This is a genomic window from Luteipulveratus mongoliensis, from assembly GCF_001190945.1.
Taxonomy (GTDB): Bacteria; Actinomycetota; Actinomycetes; order Actinomycetales; family Dermatophilaceae; genus Luteipulveratus; species Luteipulveratus mongoliensis.
In genome coordinates, this window is record NZ_CP011112.1 from 2,511,644 (window position 1) to 2,528,157 (window position 16,514).

Annotated in this window: 15 protein-coding genes; 9 read left to right on the plus strand and 6 right to left on the minus strand. The window is 68.7% G+C overall.

The genetic code is table 11. From position 1 onward, the window contains the following. Window positions 1–28: 28 nt before the first annotated feature. Window positions 29–628: a peptidoglycan-binding domain-containing protein gene (locus tag VV02_RS26010; RefSeq protein ID WP_052591770.1), complete on the minus strand. Its 600-nt coding sequence runs from the start codon at window positions 626–628 to the stop codon at window positions 29–31. Window positions 629–758: 130 nt separating this feature from the next. Between VV02_RS26010 and VV02_RS12030 the strand changes: the two genes are divergently transcribed. Next, window positions 759–2,204 carry a M81 family metallopeptidase gene (locus VV02_RS12030; RefSeq protein WP_052591771.1) on the plus strand — a complete coding sequence of 482 codons (1,446 nt, stop codon included), beginning with the start codon at window positions 759–761 and terminating at the stop codon, window positions 2,202–2,204. Here VV02_RS12030 and VV02_RS12035 read toward each other — a convergent pair. Genes VV02_RS12035 through VV02_RS12050 form a run of 4 tightly spaced genes read right to left on the minus strand, consistent with a single transcriptional unit; the run spans window position 2,201 to window position 6,941 of the window. Then, complete coding sequence (locus tag VV02_RS12035) at window positions 2,201–2,896, minus strand: copper homeostasis protein CutC (RefSeq protein WP_052591772.1); 696 nt, start codon at window positions 2,894–2,896, stop codon at window positions 2,201–2,203. The two genes, VV02_RS12030 and VV02_RS12035, sit on opposite strands and share 4 nt — an antisense overlap. 12 nt (window positions 2,897–2,908) lie before the next feature. Next, window positions 2,909–4,549: a phospholipase C gene (locus tag VV02_RS12040; protein ID WP_052591773.1), complete on the minus strand. Its 1,641-nt coding sequence runs from the start codon at window positions 4,547–4,549 to the stop codon at window positions 2,909–2,911. A gap of 28 nt (window positions 4,550–4,577) precedes the next feature. Continuing rightward, window positions 4,578–5,765, minus strand: coding sequence for a Dyp-type peroxidase (locus VV02_RS12045; RefSeq protein WP_052591774.1), 1,188 nt, complete (start codon window positions 5,763–5,765; stop codon window positions 4,578–4,580). 3 nt (window positions 5,766–5,768) lie between these two features. Then, window positions 5,769–6,941, minus strand: coding sequence for an EfeM/EfeO family lipoprotein (locus tag VV02_RS12050; RefSeq protein ID WP_169787677.1), 1,173 nt, complete (start codon window positions 6,939–6,941; stop codon window positions 5,769–5,771). A 180-nt stretch (window positions 6,942–7,121) separates the two neighbouring features. On the opposite strand from VV02_RS12050, the gene VV02_RS12055 reads away from it, so the two are divergent. From VV02_RS12055 to ispG, 8 genes are all read left to right on the plus strand, one after another. Continuing rightward, window positions 7,122–8,582 (plus strand): NAD-dependent succinate-semialdehyde dehydrogenase, encoded by a 1,461-nt coding sequence (locus VV02_RS12055; RefSeq protein ID WP_052591776.1) that lies wholly within the window; start codon window positions 7,122–7,124, stop codon window positions 8,580–8,582. Window positions 8,583–8,667: 85 nt separating this feature from the next. Beyond that, the gene (locus tag VV02_RS12060; RefSeq protein ID WP_052591777.1) at window positions 8,668–8,964 is read left to right on the plus strand and encodes a hypothetical protein; all 297 of its coding nucleotides are present in this window, start codon (window positions 8,668–8,670) and stop codon (window positions 8,962–8,964) included. Next, the gene (locus VV02_RS12065; RefSeq protein WP_052591778.1) at window positions 8,961–10,265 is read left to right on the plus strand and encodes a hypothetical protein; all 1,305 of its coding nucleotides are present in this window, start codon (window positions 8,961–8,963) and stop codon (window positions 10,263–10,265) included. Before VV02_RS12060 ends, VV02_RS12065 begins: the two co-directional genes overlap by 4 nt. After that, entirely contained in the window at window positions 10,262–11,077 is an 816-nt protein-coding gene (locus VV02_RS12070) for a hypothetical protein (RefSeq protein WP_052591779.1), read from the plus strand. The genes VV02_RS12065 and VV02_RS12070 overlap by 4 nt, the downstream gene beginning before the upstream one ends. A 32-nt stretch (window positions 11,078–11,109) precedes the next feature. Beyond that, window positions 11,110–12,294 (plus strand): 1-deoxy-D-xylulose-5-phosphate reductoisomerase, encoded by a 1,185-nt coding sequence (gene dxr / locus VV02_RS12075; RefSeq protein WP_052591780.1) that lies wholly within the window; start codon window positions 11,110–11,112, stop codon window positions 12,292–12,294. Window positions 12,295–12,347: 53 nt separating this feature from the next. Beyond that, complete coding sequence (locus VV02_RS12080; RefSeq protein WP_052591781.1) at window positions 12,348–13,682, plus strand: M50 family metallopeptidase; 1,335 nt, start codon at window positions 12,348–12,350, stop codon at window positions 13,680–13,682. 11 nt (window positions 13,683–13,693) lie between these two features. Continuing rightward, window positions 13,694–14,695, plus strand: coding sequence for a S66 peptidase family protein (locus VV02_RS12085; protein WP_218917403.1), 1,002 nt, complete (start codon window positions 13,694–13,696; stop codon window positions 14,693–14,695). Window positions 14,696–14,743: 48 nt separating this feature from the next. Then, a complete protein-coding gene (gene ispG, locus VV02_RS12090; RefSeq protein WP_052591782.1) occupies window positions 14,744–15,901 on the plus strand; it encodes a flavodoxin-dependent (E)-4-hydroxy-3-methylbut-2-enyl-diphosphate synthase in 1,158 nt (385 codons plus the stop codon). Here ispG and VV02_RS12095 read toward each other — a convergent pair. Then, window positions 15,888–16,496, minus strand: a complete 609-nt coding sequence (locus VV02_RS12095) for a DUF402 domain-containing protein (protein ID WP_052591783.1) — start codon at window positions 16,494–16,496, stop codon at window positions 15,888–15,890. The genes ispG and VV02_RS12095 overlap by 14 nt on opposite strands. Between the last annotated feature and the right edge of the window lie 18 nt (window positions 16,497–16,514).

Sequence of the window (16,514 nt, forward strand, 5' to 3'; positions counted from 1 at the left end):
CGAACCTTCTGCCGTTTGATTGCTGCTGTCAGGCGGACAGGCCCTCGAACAGCACGTCCCAGGTCGTGACGTTGACGATCCCGGTGACCGGACGCTGGAACGCCGACTGATAGGCCCGGACCGCCTTGAGCGTCTTGGGGCCGAACGAGCCGTCCACCGTCACGCCGAAGATCGTGCCGTACTGATTCGCGAGCCGGAGCTGCGCGGCCCTCACGGCGTTGCCCGTCGAGCCGTAGCGGATCGCATTGCGCTCGAAGAGCCGGATCCAGTCGGCGTTGGTGCGCATGGAACCGGTGTTGGCCAGGCGCTCGGCCTTCTGGAACGTACGGACCGCGGTCTGGGTGCGGTAGCCGTACTGCCCGTCGACCGCCAGGGATGGGACGTACCGGCGAAGCAGGTACTGCAGTTGGCTGACCTGACGGTTAGCGGCGTTGACGTCTCGCGATCCCAGACCGAGCGGGTATCCGGTCGACAACGCTGCGGACGTGAGGCTGTGCTGTCCGCTTGTCGTGGCTGCATCTGCTGAGCCGGGCACGGCCGCCGTCAATCCTGCTGCCGCCGCTACGAGAGCGGTGCCAAGGACGATGATCTTACGTGCGTGGTGACGAAGGTGGTCGTTTGTACGCATGGTGATGCCTTCCCCTGTCGATGCCGCAAACCCCCTGTCTGCGGCAAGTCGGGCGCCCCGAGGAGCGTCCTTGCCGACCAAGACGCCTGACACCAGGGAAGGTTGCACGAGCGCCTGAAAGTATTCGTTCATGGTGCAGCGCGTAATCATCGTCGGGATCGGCACGGAGAGCTCAGGGTTCGCGCCGCATCGGACCACGTTGGCGGACTTCGATGTACGCCGCGGGGCGCGCATCATGGAGCGGTATCCCTTCCTGGGTGAGTCGGATGCACTGCCCGATCGGCCCGAGGTCGTCTTCGTTCCCGGCGTGGTCGCGCGCGCCCTTCCGGGCGGTCCTGTGGACCGCGCGGCGTACGACACGCTCGTGACCGAGGTGTGCGACGCCGTGGCCGCTGGTGGTCCGTGGGACGGAGTGCTCCTCGACATCCACGGCGCGATGCTCGTTGAGGGTCTGGACGACGTGGAGGCTGATCTCGCCGGCCGGGTGCGAGCGGTCGCCGGCCCCGATGTGCTGGTCGCCGCTGCCATGGATCTGCACGGGCAGATGTCACGCGAGCTCGTCGAGCTGGTCGACCTGCCGACGTGCTACCGGACAGCACCTCATGAGGACGAGGAGCAGACCCGGGAACGCGCGGCGACGCTGCTCGCGCACTGCCTTGCCGATGGCGTACGCCCGGTGCGGGCCTGGAGTCGGGTCCCGGTCGCGCTACCGGGAGAGAAGACCTCGACGAGGGACGAGCCGGCGCGGTCGATCTATGCGTCGCTGGCCGACGAGCGCCGCCCGCCGGGCGTCTCGGAGACAGCGCTCTGGGTCGGCTACGCATGGGCGGACGAACCTCGCACGGCAGCGGCAGTCGTGTCCTGCGGCATGGACGAGTCGGCCGTGCGCGCCGAGGCGGGACGGGTCGCAGGCGAATGGTTCGCGGCCCGGCATGACTTCGAGTTCTGTTGCGAGACAGGCGACTTGCAGTGGGCAGTCGCCAAGGCACTCGACTCGGGTCAGCGACCGTTCTTCGTCTCCGACAGCGGTGACAACCCGACCGCGGGTGGTTCTGGTGACGTGGCGACGACGCTGAGCGCCCTCCTGGACGTGACCGATCTGGTGAGCGGCCGGCGTACGGCCGTCTGGTCTGCGCTGGTGGACCCAGCGGGAGTGGCCGCTGCACAGGTGGCCGGGGTCGGTGGGCCGTTCGACACAGAGGTCGGTGGCTCCTTCGGCTGGCCGTCGCGCGTACGACTGGTCGGCACCGTGACGCAGGTCGTCGACGAGGCGGCAGTCGTTGCCGTGGGAGGGCTACAGGTTGTCCTCAGCAGCCGCCGGCGACCGTTCCACTCGAGTGCCGACTACGTCGCGGTCGGCATCGACGTTGACTCAATCGACTTGGTAGTCAACAAGATTGGCTACCTCGAGCCAGACCTTCACCAGCGCGCTGCCGGATGGGTGATGGCTCTGACGGACGGTCCGGTCGACCAGCGGATCGAGCATCTGCGGTTCGACCGCGTCGAGACGCCGCTCTTCCCGATGACTGATGTGCCGGCCGACTGGTCGCCGGACGTCGAGGTCTTCCGCAGCTAGGCGGGAGCCAGGCTGTCGACCAGCTCGCGGAGCCGCGCCACGCGGCCCGCGTCGACGGACGTACGCCAGCTGCCGTCCGGGCGGACGCCCCTCCCGAGGTGCACCGCTCGTACGCCGGCACGGGCTAGGTCAGGCAAGTGGTGGCTGCGGAGGCCACCGCCGACGAGCACAGCGCCGCTGGGGGGCGCCGCCGGGTCAGCGAGGAGGTCATGCAGACGCGGTAGGCCTGACTCCACCCCATCGGGATGTCCTGCCGTCAGTACGACGTCGCAGCCGGGCAGGTCGAGGACCGCTCGCATCGACTCCGCGAGCGCGGGGCTCGTGTCGATCGCCCGGTGAAAGGTGAACGCCAGACCGTCGAGCGCGTCGAGCACCGGAGCCAGTCGGTCGACGTCCGGGCTGCCGTCAGCGCGAGTCGCCCCGACGACGTATCCATCGGCCAGAACGCCCCGCAACGCCGCCACATCGCGCGCAAGGCGCATCGCGTCGTCAGCAGTGATGCAGTGCGACTCCGTCCGACGCACCATGACCCGGACCGGGATGTCGACAGCAGCGACAACGTCGGCAGCGATCGCCGTATCCGGTGTCATACCACCGAGATCCGGCGCCGCCACGAGCTCGAGTCGATCAGCGCCACCCGCTGCTGCTGCGGTCGCGTCGGACACGTCGGTGACGATGACCTCCAGCAGCACGCGGCTCCGATCTCAGTGGTGAGATCCAGACTGTACAGAGCCGTCCGCGTTCAGCAGCAGTCGTCCGTTCGGCCGACCGTGGGTCTGCAGCATCGCGGCGAGCGAGTTCGCGCGCTGGTCGAACGAGCCGTCGCCGACGCGCCCGGTCTTCCAGTTGTCCTCGATGAAACGCAGGATCGAGGTCTGCTCCATCGGGGTGTGGCTGACCGTGTTGGGCTTGGTGAACGGCGAGATGACCAGCAGCGGAGTCCGCGGGCCGGGGCCACAACGGTCCTGGTAACCACCGAAGTTCACGGACGCGGCCTTGCAGGCAGCCCCGTCGTTGGTGCTTGACGTGGAACCCGTGCGGACGGGAGAGGAGGTGTGGTCGTACCAGCCGTCGGAGTCGTCGTACGCCACCACGATCGCGGTGTCCTTCCAGTACTTCGACTTCTGGATGGCGTTGATCTGCTCGACCAGGAAGTGCTGCTCGTCGATCGGGTCCGAGTAGGCCGCGTGGCCGTCCTGGTACTCGCCGGCCTTCAGGTAGCTGACGGCAGGCAGGTTGCCAGCCTTGAGCGCCCGGGAGAAGTCGGTGAGGTCGTAGTTGTGGTTCGCCTGGTCGGTGCGCCCGATGGCCCACGTGGAGCTCGGCGGCAGGTGGTGCGGGTTGGCCGTCGACTCGTAGTAGGCGAACGGGTTGTGGTGCGGGCTGTAGTCCACGACCGAGGCACCGCCGACGTTGGTGTGCGCAGCCCCGCAGACGGCGTACGTCGTGCCGTTACCGGCCTTCGTGGTCGGGGCGAAGCCACCCTGGAACCAGCCCCAGGTCACACCCTTGGCGTTGAGCAGGTCGCCGACGTTCTTGCCGCTCAGGGTGGCGAGGTTGTTGGTCGAGGTGTGGTTCTTGTCCGAGCAGTCGTCGTACGCCGGGTCCGGGTCGTTGATGACCGTCCCGACTCCCGACGCGTCGGGATCGACGACGGCGTACGGGTCGGTGGTGGGCTTGTGCGTCACCGGGTCGACCGCGGTCGCGGCGTGGGTCTGGCCGGAGATGAGGTTGAGCGCTCCGGGCGTCGAGGGGCCGTAGGTGGAGGAGTAGGCGTTGTCGCTCATGGCGTAGTGCTGGGCGTAGTTCCACATGCCCGTCACCGTGTTGCCGTCGTAGTAGCCCATCGTGAGGCCGGGCGCGCCGTAGAGGCCGGTGCACGTGTCGACGCTGGTCTGCTGGACGTACTGGTCGTTGGCGCCCTTGTTCGCTGCCTTCTGCTCGGGCAGATAGCTGTGGTTCTGGTCGCAGGTCATGGCCTGGTTCGAGCTGAGCCGGAACGGCTGGTAGAGGTTGGGATTCTTGCCGTTGACCAGGCCGGCATTGGTGACCGTGTCGGCCCTCGGGGTGTGGCGTGCGGGCGTGAACTTCGTGCCGTCGGTGTTGGCGGCCTTCGGATAGGTCGCGAAGTAGTGGTCGAACGACACGTTCTCCTGGAACAGCACGACGACGTGCTTGATCGGTCCGGCGCCCGGATGCCCGGGATGGCCCTGCGAGTCGTACGCCGCAAGGCTGGCCTGGCCGGTCGCGGACGCCTGAGCGCCTGCGGCGTACCAGGCGCCGGCACCGAGGCAGAGTGCCGCTGCGGCAGCCGCGGTGATGCGGGTCTTGCGTTGCATGCCCATGTTTCGTCCTCAGGTTGAGTGGGTGTGATCAGGTCAGGAGCGCGCGGGCGAAGTAGTCGTTCGCGTCGCGCACACCGGGGAGGGTGAAGAAGTAGCCGCCGCCGACCGGCGAGATGTAGTCGGTGAGCGGTTCGTCGGCAAGCCGCCGTTGGACGGTCGCGAACTGTCGCTCGATGTCGCGCTGGAAGCAGGTGAACAGCAAGCCCATGTCGAGGTTGCCGTTGCTGTCGACGCCGGAGTCGTAGCTGTAGGCGCGCCGTAGGAGCTGGCTCGAGCTGCTTTGCGGCGTACGGGGATTCGCCAGTCGGATGTGGCTGTCGAGCGGGATGGTCGAGCCTTTGGGATCGTCGGCGTAGTTGGGGGTGTCGAGCTCCTTGGTGCCGGTGAGCGGAGCCCCGGAGTCCTTGCGACGTCCGAACATCCGCTCCTGCTCGCTGATCGTCACCCGGTCCCAGAACTCCACGAGCATCCGGATCACCCGCACGACCTGGTACGTGCCGCCGACCGTCCAGGGCGGCTCGCCACCACCGCCAGGCAGCCAGACCAACGAGTCCCGTTGCGCTGCAGGGATGCTCGCGGTCCCGTCCTTGAACCCGAAGTGGTTGCGCGGGCTTCCGGAGGGCCGTGGCGGTGGGGAGAAACCTTCCATCCGCCAGCGCACCTGCAGGCCTCCGCGGGTCGTGCGCAGCAGGGTGCGGACGGCGTTCAGGACCGTGTCCCGTTCCGGTGCCACGAGCTGGAGCATCAGATCTCCGTGGCACAGGTCAGGTTGCAAGGCGTCGTTCGGGAACGTGTCCATTGCCTTCAGCCGCAACGGCTTTCGGCTGCCCAGACCAAAGCGGCCGTCGAACGCAGAGGCGCCGATGCCTACTGTCACGGTCAGGCTGCCAGCGGGCGCATCAGGACCGAGCACTCCCGTATCGGGCGACGGGGCAGTAATGCCTGTCGGAACGGACGGCCCGCCTGTGGTGAGGGCGCGCGCGTGGGTGGTGAGCATCTGCATGACCTCGACGAGCTCGGCCCTGCTGCGCGCTGTGAAGTCGCAGGAGAGGAAGGCTGAGCAGTGGCCGGGCTCCTGGAGGACGCCGGACTGATGGATCCCGTGGAACGCCGGCGCGGTCGGGGTCGTGGCCGCCGTGGCTGAGCGCGCGATGGCCACTCCGCCGGCTGCGACCGCACCGGTCTGCAGGAGACGACGTCTGGACAGATCGGTCATGTCTCAGACCCTCCGCGGCTCGAGGATGGTTGCGACCGGGGCGAGCAGCTCGGTCAGTTCGGCGAAGTCACCGTTGATGCGCTCACGCTGGGGCCGGGTGAGCCGGCCGAGACTGGGGTACCGCCCGCCCCGCAGGAGTGCCCGCAGGTCCTTCTGAGCCCGGACGATGCGGGCGGAGACCAGCGATGTGCTCGGGTAGCGCGGACGAAGCAGTCCGTCGAGCTGGCCCAGGACGAGCTGGGTGCCGGTCAGATTGGCGTCCGCCGTGGCGAGGGAGGACCCGCTGCCCAGGTCGGAGGAGCCGGTGAGCTCGACCTGCAGGGTGTTCTCGGTGATCTCGTGCGCACGGATCACGGTCTCGTGCGGGTCGATCTGAGCCGTTCCGAAGGACGAAGAGAGTGTCGTCACGTCGCCGAGGAGGCGATGGCTGAACGGGCCGATGGAGGGCATTGCCCCGTTGTGCCAGAGCAGCTGCTCGATCCGGTGGAAGCCGGTGAAGTCGGGGTCGGAGATGCCCTGTGGAAGGCCGTCCGGTCGTCCGTTGATTGCGCCGTCCGCGTCCCCAAAGGCGCCGTACGCAGCGCCGAGGCTCTCGTACGCAAGGTGAGCTGTCAGCCAATCACGTTGCGCTGCAGCGCGATTGCCGGTGGTGATGTCGTGATCCAGGGTGCGCGTCTGCCCTACAAGGGTTCGCAGGCGCCCGGCAACGATGTCGTGGTAGCGCTTGGTCGGTGCAATGAGGTCCGTCTGGGTGACTGCGGCCACTGCAGGCGAACCAGCTGCTGTGCCCGTGACAGTGGTTGGGGGTCCGCGGACCGGGTCCGCGTCCTCCATGGAGCAGACCACCGTGTAGCTGCCCGATCCGAGCGCGACGCTCATGTCGCCCTCGGCTCCGGGCCCCAGAGGATCGAGCACCGCGACGACCTGATCGGTTCGTGCGCGGGTGAGATACACCTCGCCCGCGCGGGTGTCCGTGTTGCGGACGTGCAGCAAGGTCGGGCCGGCTTGGCTCGGTGACCAGCCCTCGCCGCAGTGGCTGAGGGAGACCTGAACCGTCCGCGAGGACGACGAGCGGCGGCCCGCGCTGACGTGAGTCGACCGAGCGGACGAGGTGCCCGAGGAGCACCCGGTCAGCAGCAGGACAACGCCTGCGAGTACGGCAACGAGACGACTCACACCCTGAAACATAGCCACGCTGTGCATGGCCGGATGGATTGCCGACCGGCTGTTCACCCAAACGTCGGACGCCAGTCATCCGGGCGCCGGCGAGGTCGCAGGCTTCGTCCAGGTCGCTGCCAGGAACGGTGTCGTCCGGACCGGCGTCAGGGCCGTGAGAGCAGGTGAGACGCTGTGCCCATGGGTGAGACAAAGACGTCGGTCCTGGAGCGCGTCAAGAAGCAGCTGTTCATTGCCGGCGAGTGGCGAGATGCCGAAGGTGGAGCCACGCTCGAGGTGGACAACCCGGCAACGGGCGAGGCGCTGACGCACGTCGCCGATGGCTCGGTCAAGGACGGCGACGCCGCCTTGGCTGCCGCGGCCGCAGCGCAGGCGGACTGGGCCAAGACCCCGCCGCGCGACCGGGGAGAGCTGCTGCGGTCGGCGTACGAAATGCTCGTGGAGCGCACCGAGGACCTCGCGACCCTGATGACGCTGGAGATGGGCAAGCCGCTCGCCGAGTCGCGGGGTGAGGTGGCGTACGGCAGCGAGTTCTTCCGCTGGTTCTCCGAGGAGGCCGTGCGGATCTCCGGCCGCTGGTCGACCGCGCCCAACGGCGCCACGCGCCTGGTGACGATGAAGCAGCCGGTCGGTCCGACGCTGATGATCACGCCGTGGAACTTCCCGCTGGCAATGGGCACCCGCAAGATCGGTCCGGCGATTGCCGCGGGCTGCACGATGGTCGTCAAGCCGGCCGCCGAGACGCCGCTGACGATGCTGCTGCTCGCCCAGATCCTCGAAGAGGTCGGCTTGCCCAAGGGTGTGCTCAACGTCATCACGACCTCCACGTCCGGACAGGTCATGGAGCCGCTCATCCGCGACCCGCGATCCCGCAAGCTCACCTTCACCGGCTCGACGCCGATCGGTCAGAAGCTCATCGAGCAGTCCGCTGAGCAGCTGCTGCGCGTCTCGATGGAGCTCGGCGGCAACGCCCCGTTCCTGGTGTTCGAGGACGCCGACCTCGACGCCGCGGTCGAGGGCGCGATGCTCGCCAAGATGCGCAACATCGGCGAGGCGTGCACCGCCGCCAACCGGTTCCTCGTGCACGCCGACGTGGCGGACGAGTTCTCGCGCCGGCTCGCCGAGCGGATGGGTGCGCTGACCGTCGGCGACGGCATGGACGACGACACCAAGGTCGGGCCGCTCATCAACGCCAAGGCGGTCGACAAGGTGAAGGCCCTGGTCGAGGACGCGAAGGGTCGCGGCGCTCGCGTCGTGACCGGTGGCGAGACCGTCGGAGATCGCGGATTCTTTTACGCACCAACGGTTCTCACTGATGTCACCGGCGAGGCTGACATGGCTCGCGAGGAGATCTTCGGACCCGTCGCAGGCATCCAGACCTTCACCGATGAGGCGGACGCGATCGAGCGGGCCAACTCCACGGAGTACGGCCTTGTCGCCTACTTCTTCACCAAGGACTTCTCGCGTGCCATCCGGGTCAGTGAGGCGCTCGAGTACGGCATGGTCGGCGTCAACCAGGGCATCGTCTCCAACCCGGCGGCGCCGTTCGGCGGGGTCAAGGCGTCCGGCTTCGGTCGTGAGGGCGGTTTCGAGGGCATCGATGAGTACCTCGAGACCAAGTACGTCGGACTCGCGTTGTGACCGGCGTGCATCGGCGCCCTGTGGATAACTGAGACGCGACTTCTCCCGCTCGCCCTAGCGTCTGGCGAGTGGGAAGGAGTCGAGGATGAGGTACTACGTCAGGGCGTCCGAGCTCAGGGGCGACGGCACGGCCGTCGGGTCGTCCGCCACTGGTCTGGCCAGCACACCAGGTGATCTGTCACGAGCCCTGCGCGCGATCGGGGCGGCCACCGGGTGCCCCCAGCTCTCCGGTCTGACCGAGAGCCTGGCGCGCGGCTGGGGTCGGTCGGCCGCAGGGCTGGAGGCCGAGGCACGAGCACTGAGCCGTGGGCTGGGCGCCACGGGGACGGCGTACGACGACGCGGAGTCCGTGCTGGGTGTGGCCCCGGAGGGCACGCCGTGAGCCGGCCGCCGGGATCGCCGGACGACCTGTTCGCACAGACGCGCGCCATCCGCCGGCAGACCAGTGCGATGCGCTCGCACGCCCGCACGGTGTCCACCACCGTCGGCGGACACGTCAGCACCTGGCAGGGGACCGGCTCGATCGCGTACGCCGGGCGGGCCGGCCAGCACCGTCGTACGGCCACGGCAGGCGCCGGTTCGCTGGACTCGGCCTGCGGGAGCATCGATCGGTTCGCTCGCGACCTGAGCCGGCTGCAGTCACAGGCGAGTCGGATCCTGAGCAAGCGAGACGGCCTTGAGAAGGACCTGCGGCTGATGCTGCGTGACGGGCGCGAGGGCGCCGCCATCAGCGCGGTTGACCGGTCCTCCCTCGCGCGGGAGATCGCCGGCCAGCACCGGCTCATCGGCCAGCAGAACGCCGCACTCGGGCGGGTGATGACCGAGTACCACCGAATTCGAGCCGCGCTCTACCGCGAGATCGCCACGACGCTCCCGCCCCACGTGCGGATCGCCTTCAGGGAGTCGCCGGACTACAAGCAGGTGATGCACCTGAGCAAGGCGGCGACGACTGCGCCCGCGGCAGCGACGTACCTCTACCAGCTGCGCCAGGCGCAGAAGGGGATGAAGACACAGACGCCCGAACAGATCGTCCAGCGGGTGCGGGCTGCGGCATTCAACCTGCAGAAGGTGAAGGAAGGCTCCCTCCTCACCGCGCGACGGCTGCCGGGGACCAAGCGGTTCTGGGTCACGGCTCTCGGCAAGGAGATCTCCAAGAAGGCGACACCCGTCGGGATCGCGCTGACGATCTACGACGCCAGCCACGACCTCAAGGACGGAGGCGGTCACGACGGGTTCCGCGGCGGTGCGACGAAGGCGTTCGCCGGAGGAGCCATCGTCGGAGCGGCGTTGTTGCCGACCGAGATCGGCGCGCCGGCCGGCGCCTACCTCATCGGTGCCTACGCGACGTGGACCCTCGGGAGCTATGCGTACGACAACCGCGACGCGATTGTGCGTACCCTGCGGCCCAAGGGCATGGGGTTACTCACGCGCGGCGCTCTTGAGCTGCTGGAGTCGGGCACGCCGACCGCGTCATGCAGCGCGTCGGACACCCAGCAGTCGGCGTCCCGGCTGTCCGCGGTCTATGGCCATCAGAAAGACACCAACCTGACCAGCGCCGGGATCGACGGTCAGCGCTCTCATCTCGACCCGACCGGCGGCCGGCACGACACCGGACCGACCTCGGCAGGGATCGACCCACAGCGGCCGCATCTGGTGGATCGCCCGATCAAGGGGGTCGCATGACTGCCGTCGAGCCGCTCGCCCTCAGTCACCGCGACGCGGAGCCGGCTGACGCACGGGAGCCGGTCTGGCTGGCCCGTCTCACCGACGAAGAGCTCGTGCTGCTGGGTGCCGAGCACCCGATCGTCGTGCTCCCGCACTACGAAGAGCTCCCGCCCGCGTCTCAGGACGTCGCCGTACGCACCGCTCATCGCTCCCTGCTCGCACGGGGAGTCGAGGTCGCGGACGACGGTCGGGCACTGCGCGTCCCGCAGGAGGTCAGCGACCTGCTCGACGTCCGCGGCGGGGCTGAGTGGGTCCTCGTCGTACGTCGGCGCGTCACGGTCCGCGACGACAGCTGGCCAAGCGGGGACGGCGGGCCAGGCGGAGCCGCGCCCACGCGCGAGGTCGAGACGCAGCTCTACGGGCACCTCGTCGATGACTTCGTGCTGCTCGAGGAGGTCGATGCAACCGGGCAGCACGAGTTCCACGCACTGGACGTGCCGGCTCTCGATGACGTGCTGAGGGGTCATCTTGAGCATCCCGACGTCGTCGACGGCGTGGGCTCGACGATCACGCTGGACCTCGAAGGCATCGCCCACGGCGAGGGTGACGTGCACCTCGAGCAGCTCGGACGGGTGACCGTGCAGGTCGATGCGACCCTGTGGCGTCGCGGGCCACAACCTGCGCCGGTGCTGCTCGGCCTGATGCTCGGTCCGGACGGCTGCTGGGCGTCGCGGGCGGTCTACGGCGCCAAGGGTCCGGTCGTCCTCGAACCCGTGCCGGTGAGCGCCCTGGGAGAGCTCGTGACCAGCCTCCTCGGTGCCCGCGGCTGACCGACTCGGACGCCGGCCGCCACAATGTCGAGGTGACCTCACCTCGCACAGTCGCCCTCCTCGGCTCGACCGGGTCCATCGGGACCCAGGCCATTCAGATCGCTCGCGCCAACCCGGAGCGCTTCCGCATCACGGCGCTGTCGGCCGGCGGACGCGACCTGCGCCTCGTCGCCCAGCAGGCGGTCGAGCTGCGGGTCGAGGCGGTCGGCATTGCGTCGGGCGATCCCGCTCAGCTGCGCACCCACCTGGGTGACGCGGCCCGCGAGGCCGGGCACCAGTCGTACGCGCCGGAGATCCTGGCCGGGGACGACGCATCCAGCACGATCGCGGCCGGGGGAGCCGACGTCGTCCTCAACGGCATCACCGGATCAATCGGGCTGCGGCCGACGATCGCTGCGCTCCAGGCGGGCTCGACGCTGGCGCTTGCCAACAAGGAGTCGCTCATCGTGGGCGGACCGGTGGTCAAGTCGCTGGCCCGGCCGGACCAGATCGTCCCTGTCGACAGCGAGCACAGTGCGATCGCGCAGAGTCTGCGGGCCGGCCGGAAGGACGAGGTACGCCGCCTGGTGCTGACCGCCAGCGGCGGGCCGTTCCGGGGACGCGTCGAGGACGACCTCAAGAAGGTCACCCCGCAGGAAGCGCTCGCGCACCCCAACTTCGCGATGGGCAAGGTGATCACCACCAACTCGGCCACCCTGGTCAACAAGGGCCTGGAGGTGATCGAGGCGCATCTGCTCTTCGACGTGCCGTTCGACGCGATTGACGTGGTCGTGCACCCGCAGCAGTACATCCACTCGATGGTCGAGTTCGTCGACGGCGCGGTGGTGGCCCAGATCGGCTTGCCGACCATGCTCGTACCGATCGCTCTCGGTATGGGCTGGCCCGACAGGGTGCCCGACGCGGAGACGCCCATCGACTGGACGAAGGCCTCGGACTGGCGGTTCGAGCCGCTTGACGACGACGCGTTCCCAGCAGTCGCCCTCGCGCGTCAGGTCGGGACTGCGGGCTCGACCTACCCGGCCGTCTACAACGCGGCCAACGAGGAGTGCGTCGAGGCTTTTCACACGGGCCGCATCACGTTCGTCGACATCGTCCAGACCGTTGCGCGCGTCGTACAGGACCACAGCGCCGAGTCCGGTCAGCTGTCCGTCGAGCAGGTGCTGGCGGCCGAGGAGTGGGCCAGGGGGCGGGCTCACGAGGTCCTTGAGCAGAGGTGAGTCGCCCCGGGCATTCGGCCTGAGCGCGAGGACATGAGAATCTAGAAGACGTGATGTTTCTCCTCGGGGTTCTGCTCGTCCTGATCGGTGTGGCGCTGTCCATCGCGCTGCACGAGATCGGGCACCTGGTGCCGGCCAAGAAGTTCGGCGTCAAGGTGACTCAGTACATGGTCGGCTTCGGGCCTACCGTCTGGTCTCGCCATCGCGGCGACACCGAGTACGGCGTCAAGGCGATCCCGCTCGGTGGCTACATCCGGATGATCGGGATGCTGCCGCCTCGCAAGCAGGACGCGCCCGGCACGTTGCGTGCCTCCTCGACCGGCCGCATGAGCCAGATGGCCGACGCCGCCCGCGAGGACTCCTTCGACCAGATCAAGCCGGGCGACGAGGACCGCGTCTTCTACAAGCTGCCGGTGCACCAGAAGGTCATCATCATGCTCGGCGGTCCGTTCATGAACCTCGTGATCGCCGCGGTCGTGCTCGTGATCATCGCCTGCGGTGTCGGCCTGCCCAAGCAGACCAGCGCGAGCATCGCCAGCGTCAACGAGTGTCTGCCGATCAAGGTCGTCAACAGTCAGAAGGCGACCTGCACCGAGGCCGACCGCTCGCCCGCCTGGAAGTCCGGGATGAAGCCGGGCGACGTCGTCGTCTCGGTCGCCGGCAAGCCGGTCACCACGACGCTCGAGACGACCCAGGAGATCCGCCGGTACGCCGACCGTGCGATCCCGGTCGTCGTCAAGCGTGGCGATCAGCAGCTCACGCTGACGGTGACGCCGGCCAAGCGCACCATGGCCAAGGTCGACAAGGACGGTCAGGAAGTCCTGACCATGAGCGGCGACACGGTGACCGAGGACGTCGGTGTCATCGGCACGTCGATCGGCGGCACCTACGTCAACCACCGCGCGCCCCTGACCGAGGCGCCCAGCATCCTCGGCGAGGGCCTGCAGCGCACCTCGGCGGTCTTCCTGCGCATTCCGCAGAAGATGGTCGGGGTCTTCAACGCCGCGTTCGGTGACGGCCAGCGCGACACCAACGGCCCGATCTCGGTCGTCGGCGTGGGTCGGGTCGCCGGCGAGGCCGCCGACACCCAGAACGTCGGACTGGGCGACAAGCTGGTCTTCCTGCTGAGCCTGATCGCCTCCCTCAACCTCGCGCTCTTCGTCTTCAACCTGATCCCGCTGCTGCCCCTGGACGGCGGTCACGTCGCCGGTGCGCTGTGGGAGGGCGTCAAGCGCGGCATCGCGCGCGTCCGCGGTATCGAGGGCCCGATCTATGCCGACGTGACCAAGGCGCTGCCGATCGCCTACACCGTCTCGATCGTGCTCATCGTGATGTCCGTGCTGCTGATCTACGCCGACATCGTCAACCCCATCAAGCTCGGCAACTAGGTGGCGGCTCGATGACGATGCCGGCCCGACCGAGCCTGCGAGGTCGGACGGAGGAGGAGTCGAGCCCAGAAGGCTCAGTTCCGGCGGCCCCAGACTGGGCGGGTCCGGCGTACGTCGTCCCGCCGGCTCTGCACGAGGGTGACCGGGTCGCGGTGCTCAGCGTGAGCGGCCCGCCGGTCGCCGAGCGCCTGGACGAAGGCCTGGCCGTGGTGCGCTCGTGGGGGCTGGATCCTGTGCTGCTCGACTCGGCATCCGCTGCCCACCCCACGTTCGACTATCTCGCGGGCGACGACGAGCTGCGCGCCCGCGACATCGAGCACGCGCTCACAGACCCGTCGTACGCCGCTGTCCTGTTGGCCCGCGGCGGCTACGGCTCCCAGCGGACGCTGGAGCACGTCGACTGGTCGCGCGTCGTGGCGGCCCAGCCGCGCCCGCGGCACGTGGTCGGCTTCTCCGACGTCACCGCGCTCCAGGAGGGTCTGCTGCGGCATCTCGGCTGGTCCTCGCTGTACGGCCCGATGGTGGCCACCTGGTACTTCCAGCAGGGTCGAGCGCAGGAGAGCCTGCAGCGTGCGCTGATGGCGCCGGACTCGGTCACCGCCATCGAGCTGCCGGACGGGTTCGCGCTCGTCGACGGAGTTGCCGAGGGCACGCTCCTGGGTGGCTGCGCGACGCTGATGGCCAGCTCGATCGGCAGCTCCACGGCTGTCCCTGCCAAGGACGCCATCGTGTTCCTGGAGGACGTCGACGAGGAGCTGTTCCGGCTGGACCGGGTCTTCACCCAGCTGCGCCGGTCGGGCTATCTCGACGGCATACGCGGTGTGGTCACTGGGACGTTCGACGGCTGCGGTGACCCGGACCTGGTCACGGCGCTGCTGCGCGACCGCTTCGCTGACCTCGGAGTGCCGGTGCTGGCCGGCGCCGACATCGGCCACGGTGTGCCCTTGCAGACGCTGCCCATCGGCCGTAGGGCCCGCCTCGACACTGCCGCCGCGCGCCTCGACCTGCTCTGACGATCGGCCGGTCCCGAAGCGCTCCGGCCATGAGTGATACTTGAAGTCATGAGTGTGTCCCTCGGAATGCCGTCCGCACCTGCCCCAGTTCTCGCACCTCGACGGCAGACCCGCAAGATCAAGGTCGGCAAGGTCGAGGTCGGCGGTGACGCACCCATCTCCGTGCAGTCGATGACGACGACGCCGACCACGGACATCAACGCCACGCTGCAGCAGATCGCCGAGCTCACCGCCGCCGGCTGCGACATCGTGCGAGTGGCCTGCCCGAGCCAGGACGACGCCGAGGCGCTGCCCGCCATCGCGACCAAGTCGCAGATCCCGGTCATCGCCGACATCCACTTCCAGCCCAAGTACGTCTACGCGGCGATCGAGGCCGGTTGCGCTGCGGTCCGGGTCAACCCCGGCAACATCCGCAAGTTCGACGACCAGGTCGCCCAGATCGCCAAGGAGGCCAAGGACGCCGGCGTCTCCATCCGCATCGGCGTCAACGCCGGCTCGCTCGACCCGCGGCTGATGCAGAAGTACGGCAAGGCCACCCCGGAGGCGCTCGTCGAGTCCGCCGTCTGGGAGGCGTCGCTGTTCGAGGAGCACGACTTCCACGACTTCAAGATCTCGGTCAAGCACAACGACCCGGTCGTGATGGTGCGGGCGTACGAGCTCCTCGCCGAGCGCGGTGACTGGCCGCTGCACCTCGGTGTCACCGAGGCCGGCCCGGCGTTCCAGGGCACCATCAAGTCGGCGACCGCGTTCGGCGCGCTGCTGTCCAAGGGCATCGGCGACACCATTCGCGTCTCGCTGTCCGCGCCTCCCGTCGAGGAGGTCAAGGTCGGCAACCAGATCCTGCAGTCGCTCAACCTCAAGCCGCGCAAGCTCGAGATCGTGTCCTGCCCGTCCTGCGGCCGCGCCCAGGTCGACGTCTACACGCTGGCCGAAGAGGTCACCGCCGGCCTGGAGGGCATGGAGGTGCCGCTGCGCGTCGCGGTCATGGGCTGCGTCGTCAACGGGCCGGGTGAGGCCCGTGAGGCCGACCTCGGCGTCGCCTCCGGCAACGGCAAGGGCCAGATCTTCGTCAAGGGCGAGGTCATCAAGACCGTGCCCGAGAGTCAGATCGTCGAGACGCTGATCGAGGAGGCGATGCGGATCGCGGACGAGATGGGTGAGTCGGCGGATGGCGCCGAAGGTGCCCCTGTCGTCACGGTGTCCTAGACCCGTACGTCTCCAGCCAGCGCCCGCATACCTCGCCGAACGGCTCGGCTCGGGTCTGCACCATCTTCAGCACCCGAGCGCAGTCGGCCTCGCTCTGAGCGATGACGTCCGCGGGGTAGCCGTAGCGCACCTGGTGCTCGGCGAACTCGTCCTCGTCGTCCACGAAGACCTCGCCGTTGGTCCGGCGGATGACGTCCAGATCCATGTCGACGAGCGTCACCTCGACCCCGTCAGGCGTACGCCGCCACTCGGGTCGGGTGCAGATGTCCACGTAGACCAGCACCTGCGGGCGGGCGTCGGGGTCCTCGACCCGGGCATGGAACGTCGGGGTGTAGCCGTCGTCGGGCATCAGCAGGACCTGCAGGACGTCGGCGTCGAACTGGGCGCCTGGCCGCTCGAAATGGCACCCGACCGGGATACCGAGCCAGACGCCGTACTCGTCGGTGCCCACGTAGGAAGCATCGAACTGCCAGTGCTCACCGCCGTCCCACTTGCGCGTGTCGACGTGGACCGAGGTGCCCACCACGGACGGTCGGTGGTCGGTGAAGCCGGCGGCGGCGTACGGACCTGAGGACGAGGAGTCACTGTGCGGCACGTTCCTCACGGTAGAGGT

What these genes read in the sequence shown, in the direction of transcription:
- VV02_RS26010 (WP_052591770.1), bottom strand. Translation starts at nt 628, where the DNA reads ATGCGTACAAACGACCACCTTCGTCACCACGCACGTAAGATCATCGTC.
- VV02_RS12030 (WP_052591771.1), top strand. Translation starts at nt 759, where the DNA reads ATGGTGCAGCGCGTAATCATCGTCGGGATCGGCACGGAGAGCTCAGGG.
- VV02_RS12040 (WP_052591773.1), bottom strand. Translation starts at nt 4,549, where the DNA reads ATGGGCATGCAACGCAAGACCCGCATCACCGCGGCTGCCGCAGCGGCA.
- VV02_RS12045 (WP_052591774.1), bottom strand. Translation starts at nt 5,765, where the DNA reads ATGACCGATCTGTCCAGACGTCGTCTCCTGCAGACCGGTGCGGTCGCA.
- VV02_RS12055 (WP_052591776.1), top strand. Translation starts at nt 7,122, where the DNA reads ATGGGTGAGACAAAGACGTCGGTCCTGGAGCGCGTCAAGAAGCAGCTG.
- VV02_RS12060 (WP_052591777.1), top strand. Translation starts at nt 8,668, where the DNA reads ATGAGGTACTACGTCAGGGCGTCCGAGCTCAGGGGCGACGGCACGGCC.
- VV02_RS12070 (WP_052591779.1), top strand. Translation starts at nt 10,262, where the DNA reads ATGACTGCCGTCGAGCCGCTCGCCCTCAGTCACCGCGACGCGGAGCCG.
- VV02_RS12080 (WP_052591781.1), top strand. Translation starts at nt 12,348, where the DNA reads ATGTTTCTCCTCGGGGTTCTGCTCGTCCTGATCGGTGTGGCGCTGTCC.
- VV02_RS12085 (WP_218917403.1), top strand. Translation starts at nt 13,694, where the DNA reads ATGACGATGCCGGCCCGACCGAGCCTGCGAGGTCGGACGGAGGAGGAG.
- ispG (WP_052591782.1), top strand. Translation starts at nt 14,744, where the DNA reads ATGAGTGTGTCCCTCGGAATGCCGTCCGCACCTGCCCCAGTTCTCGCA.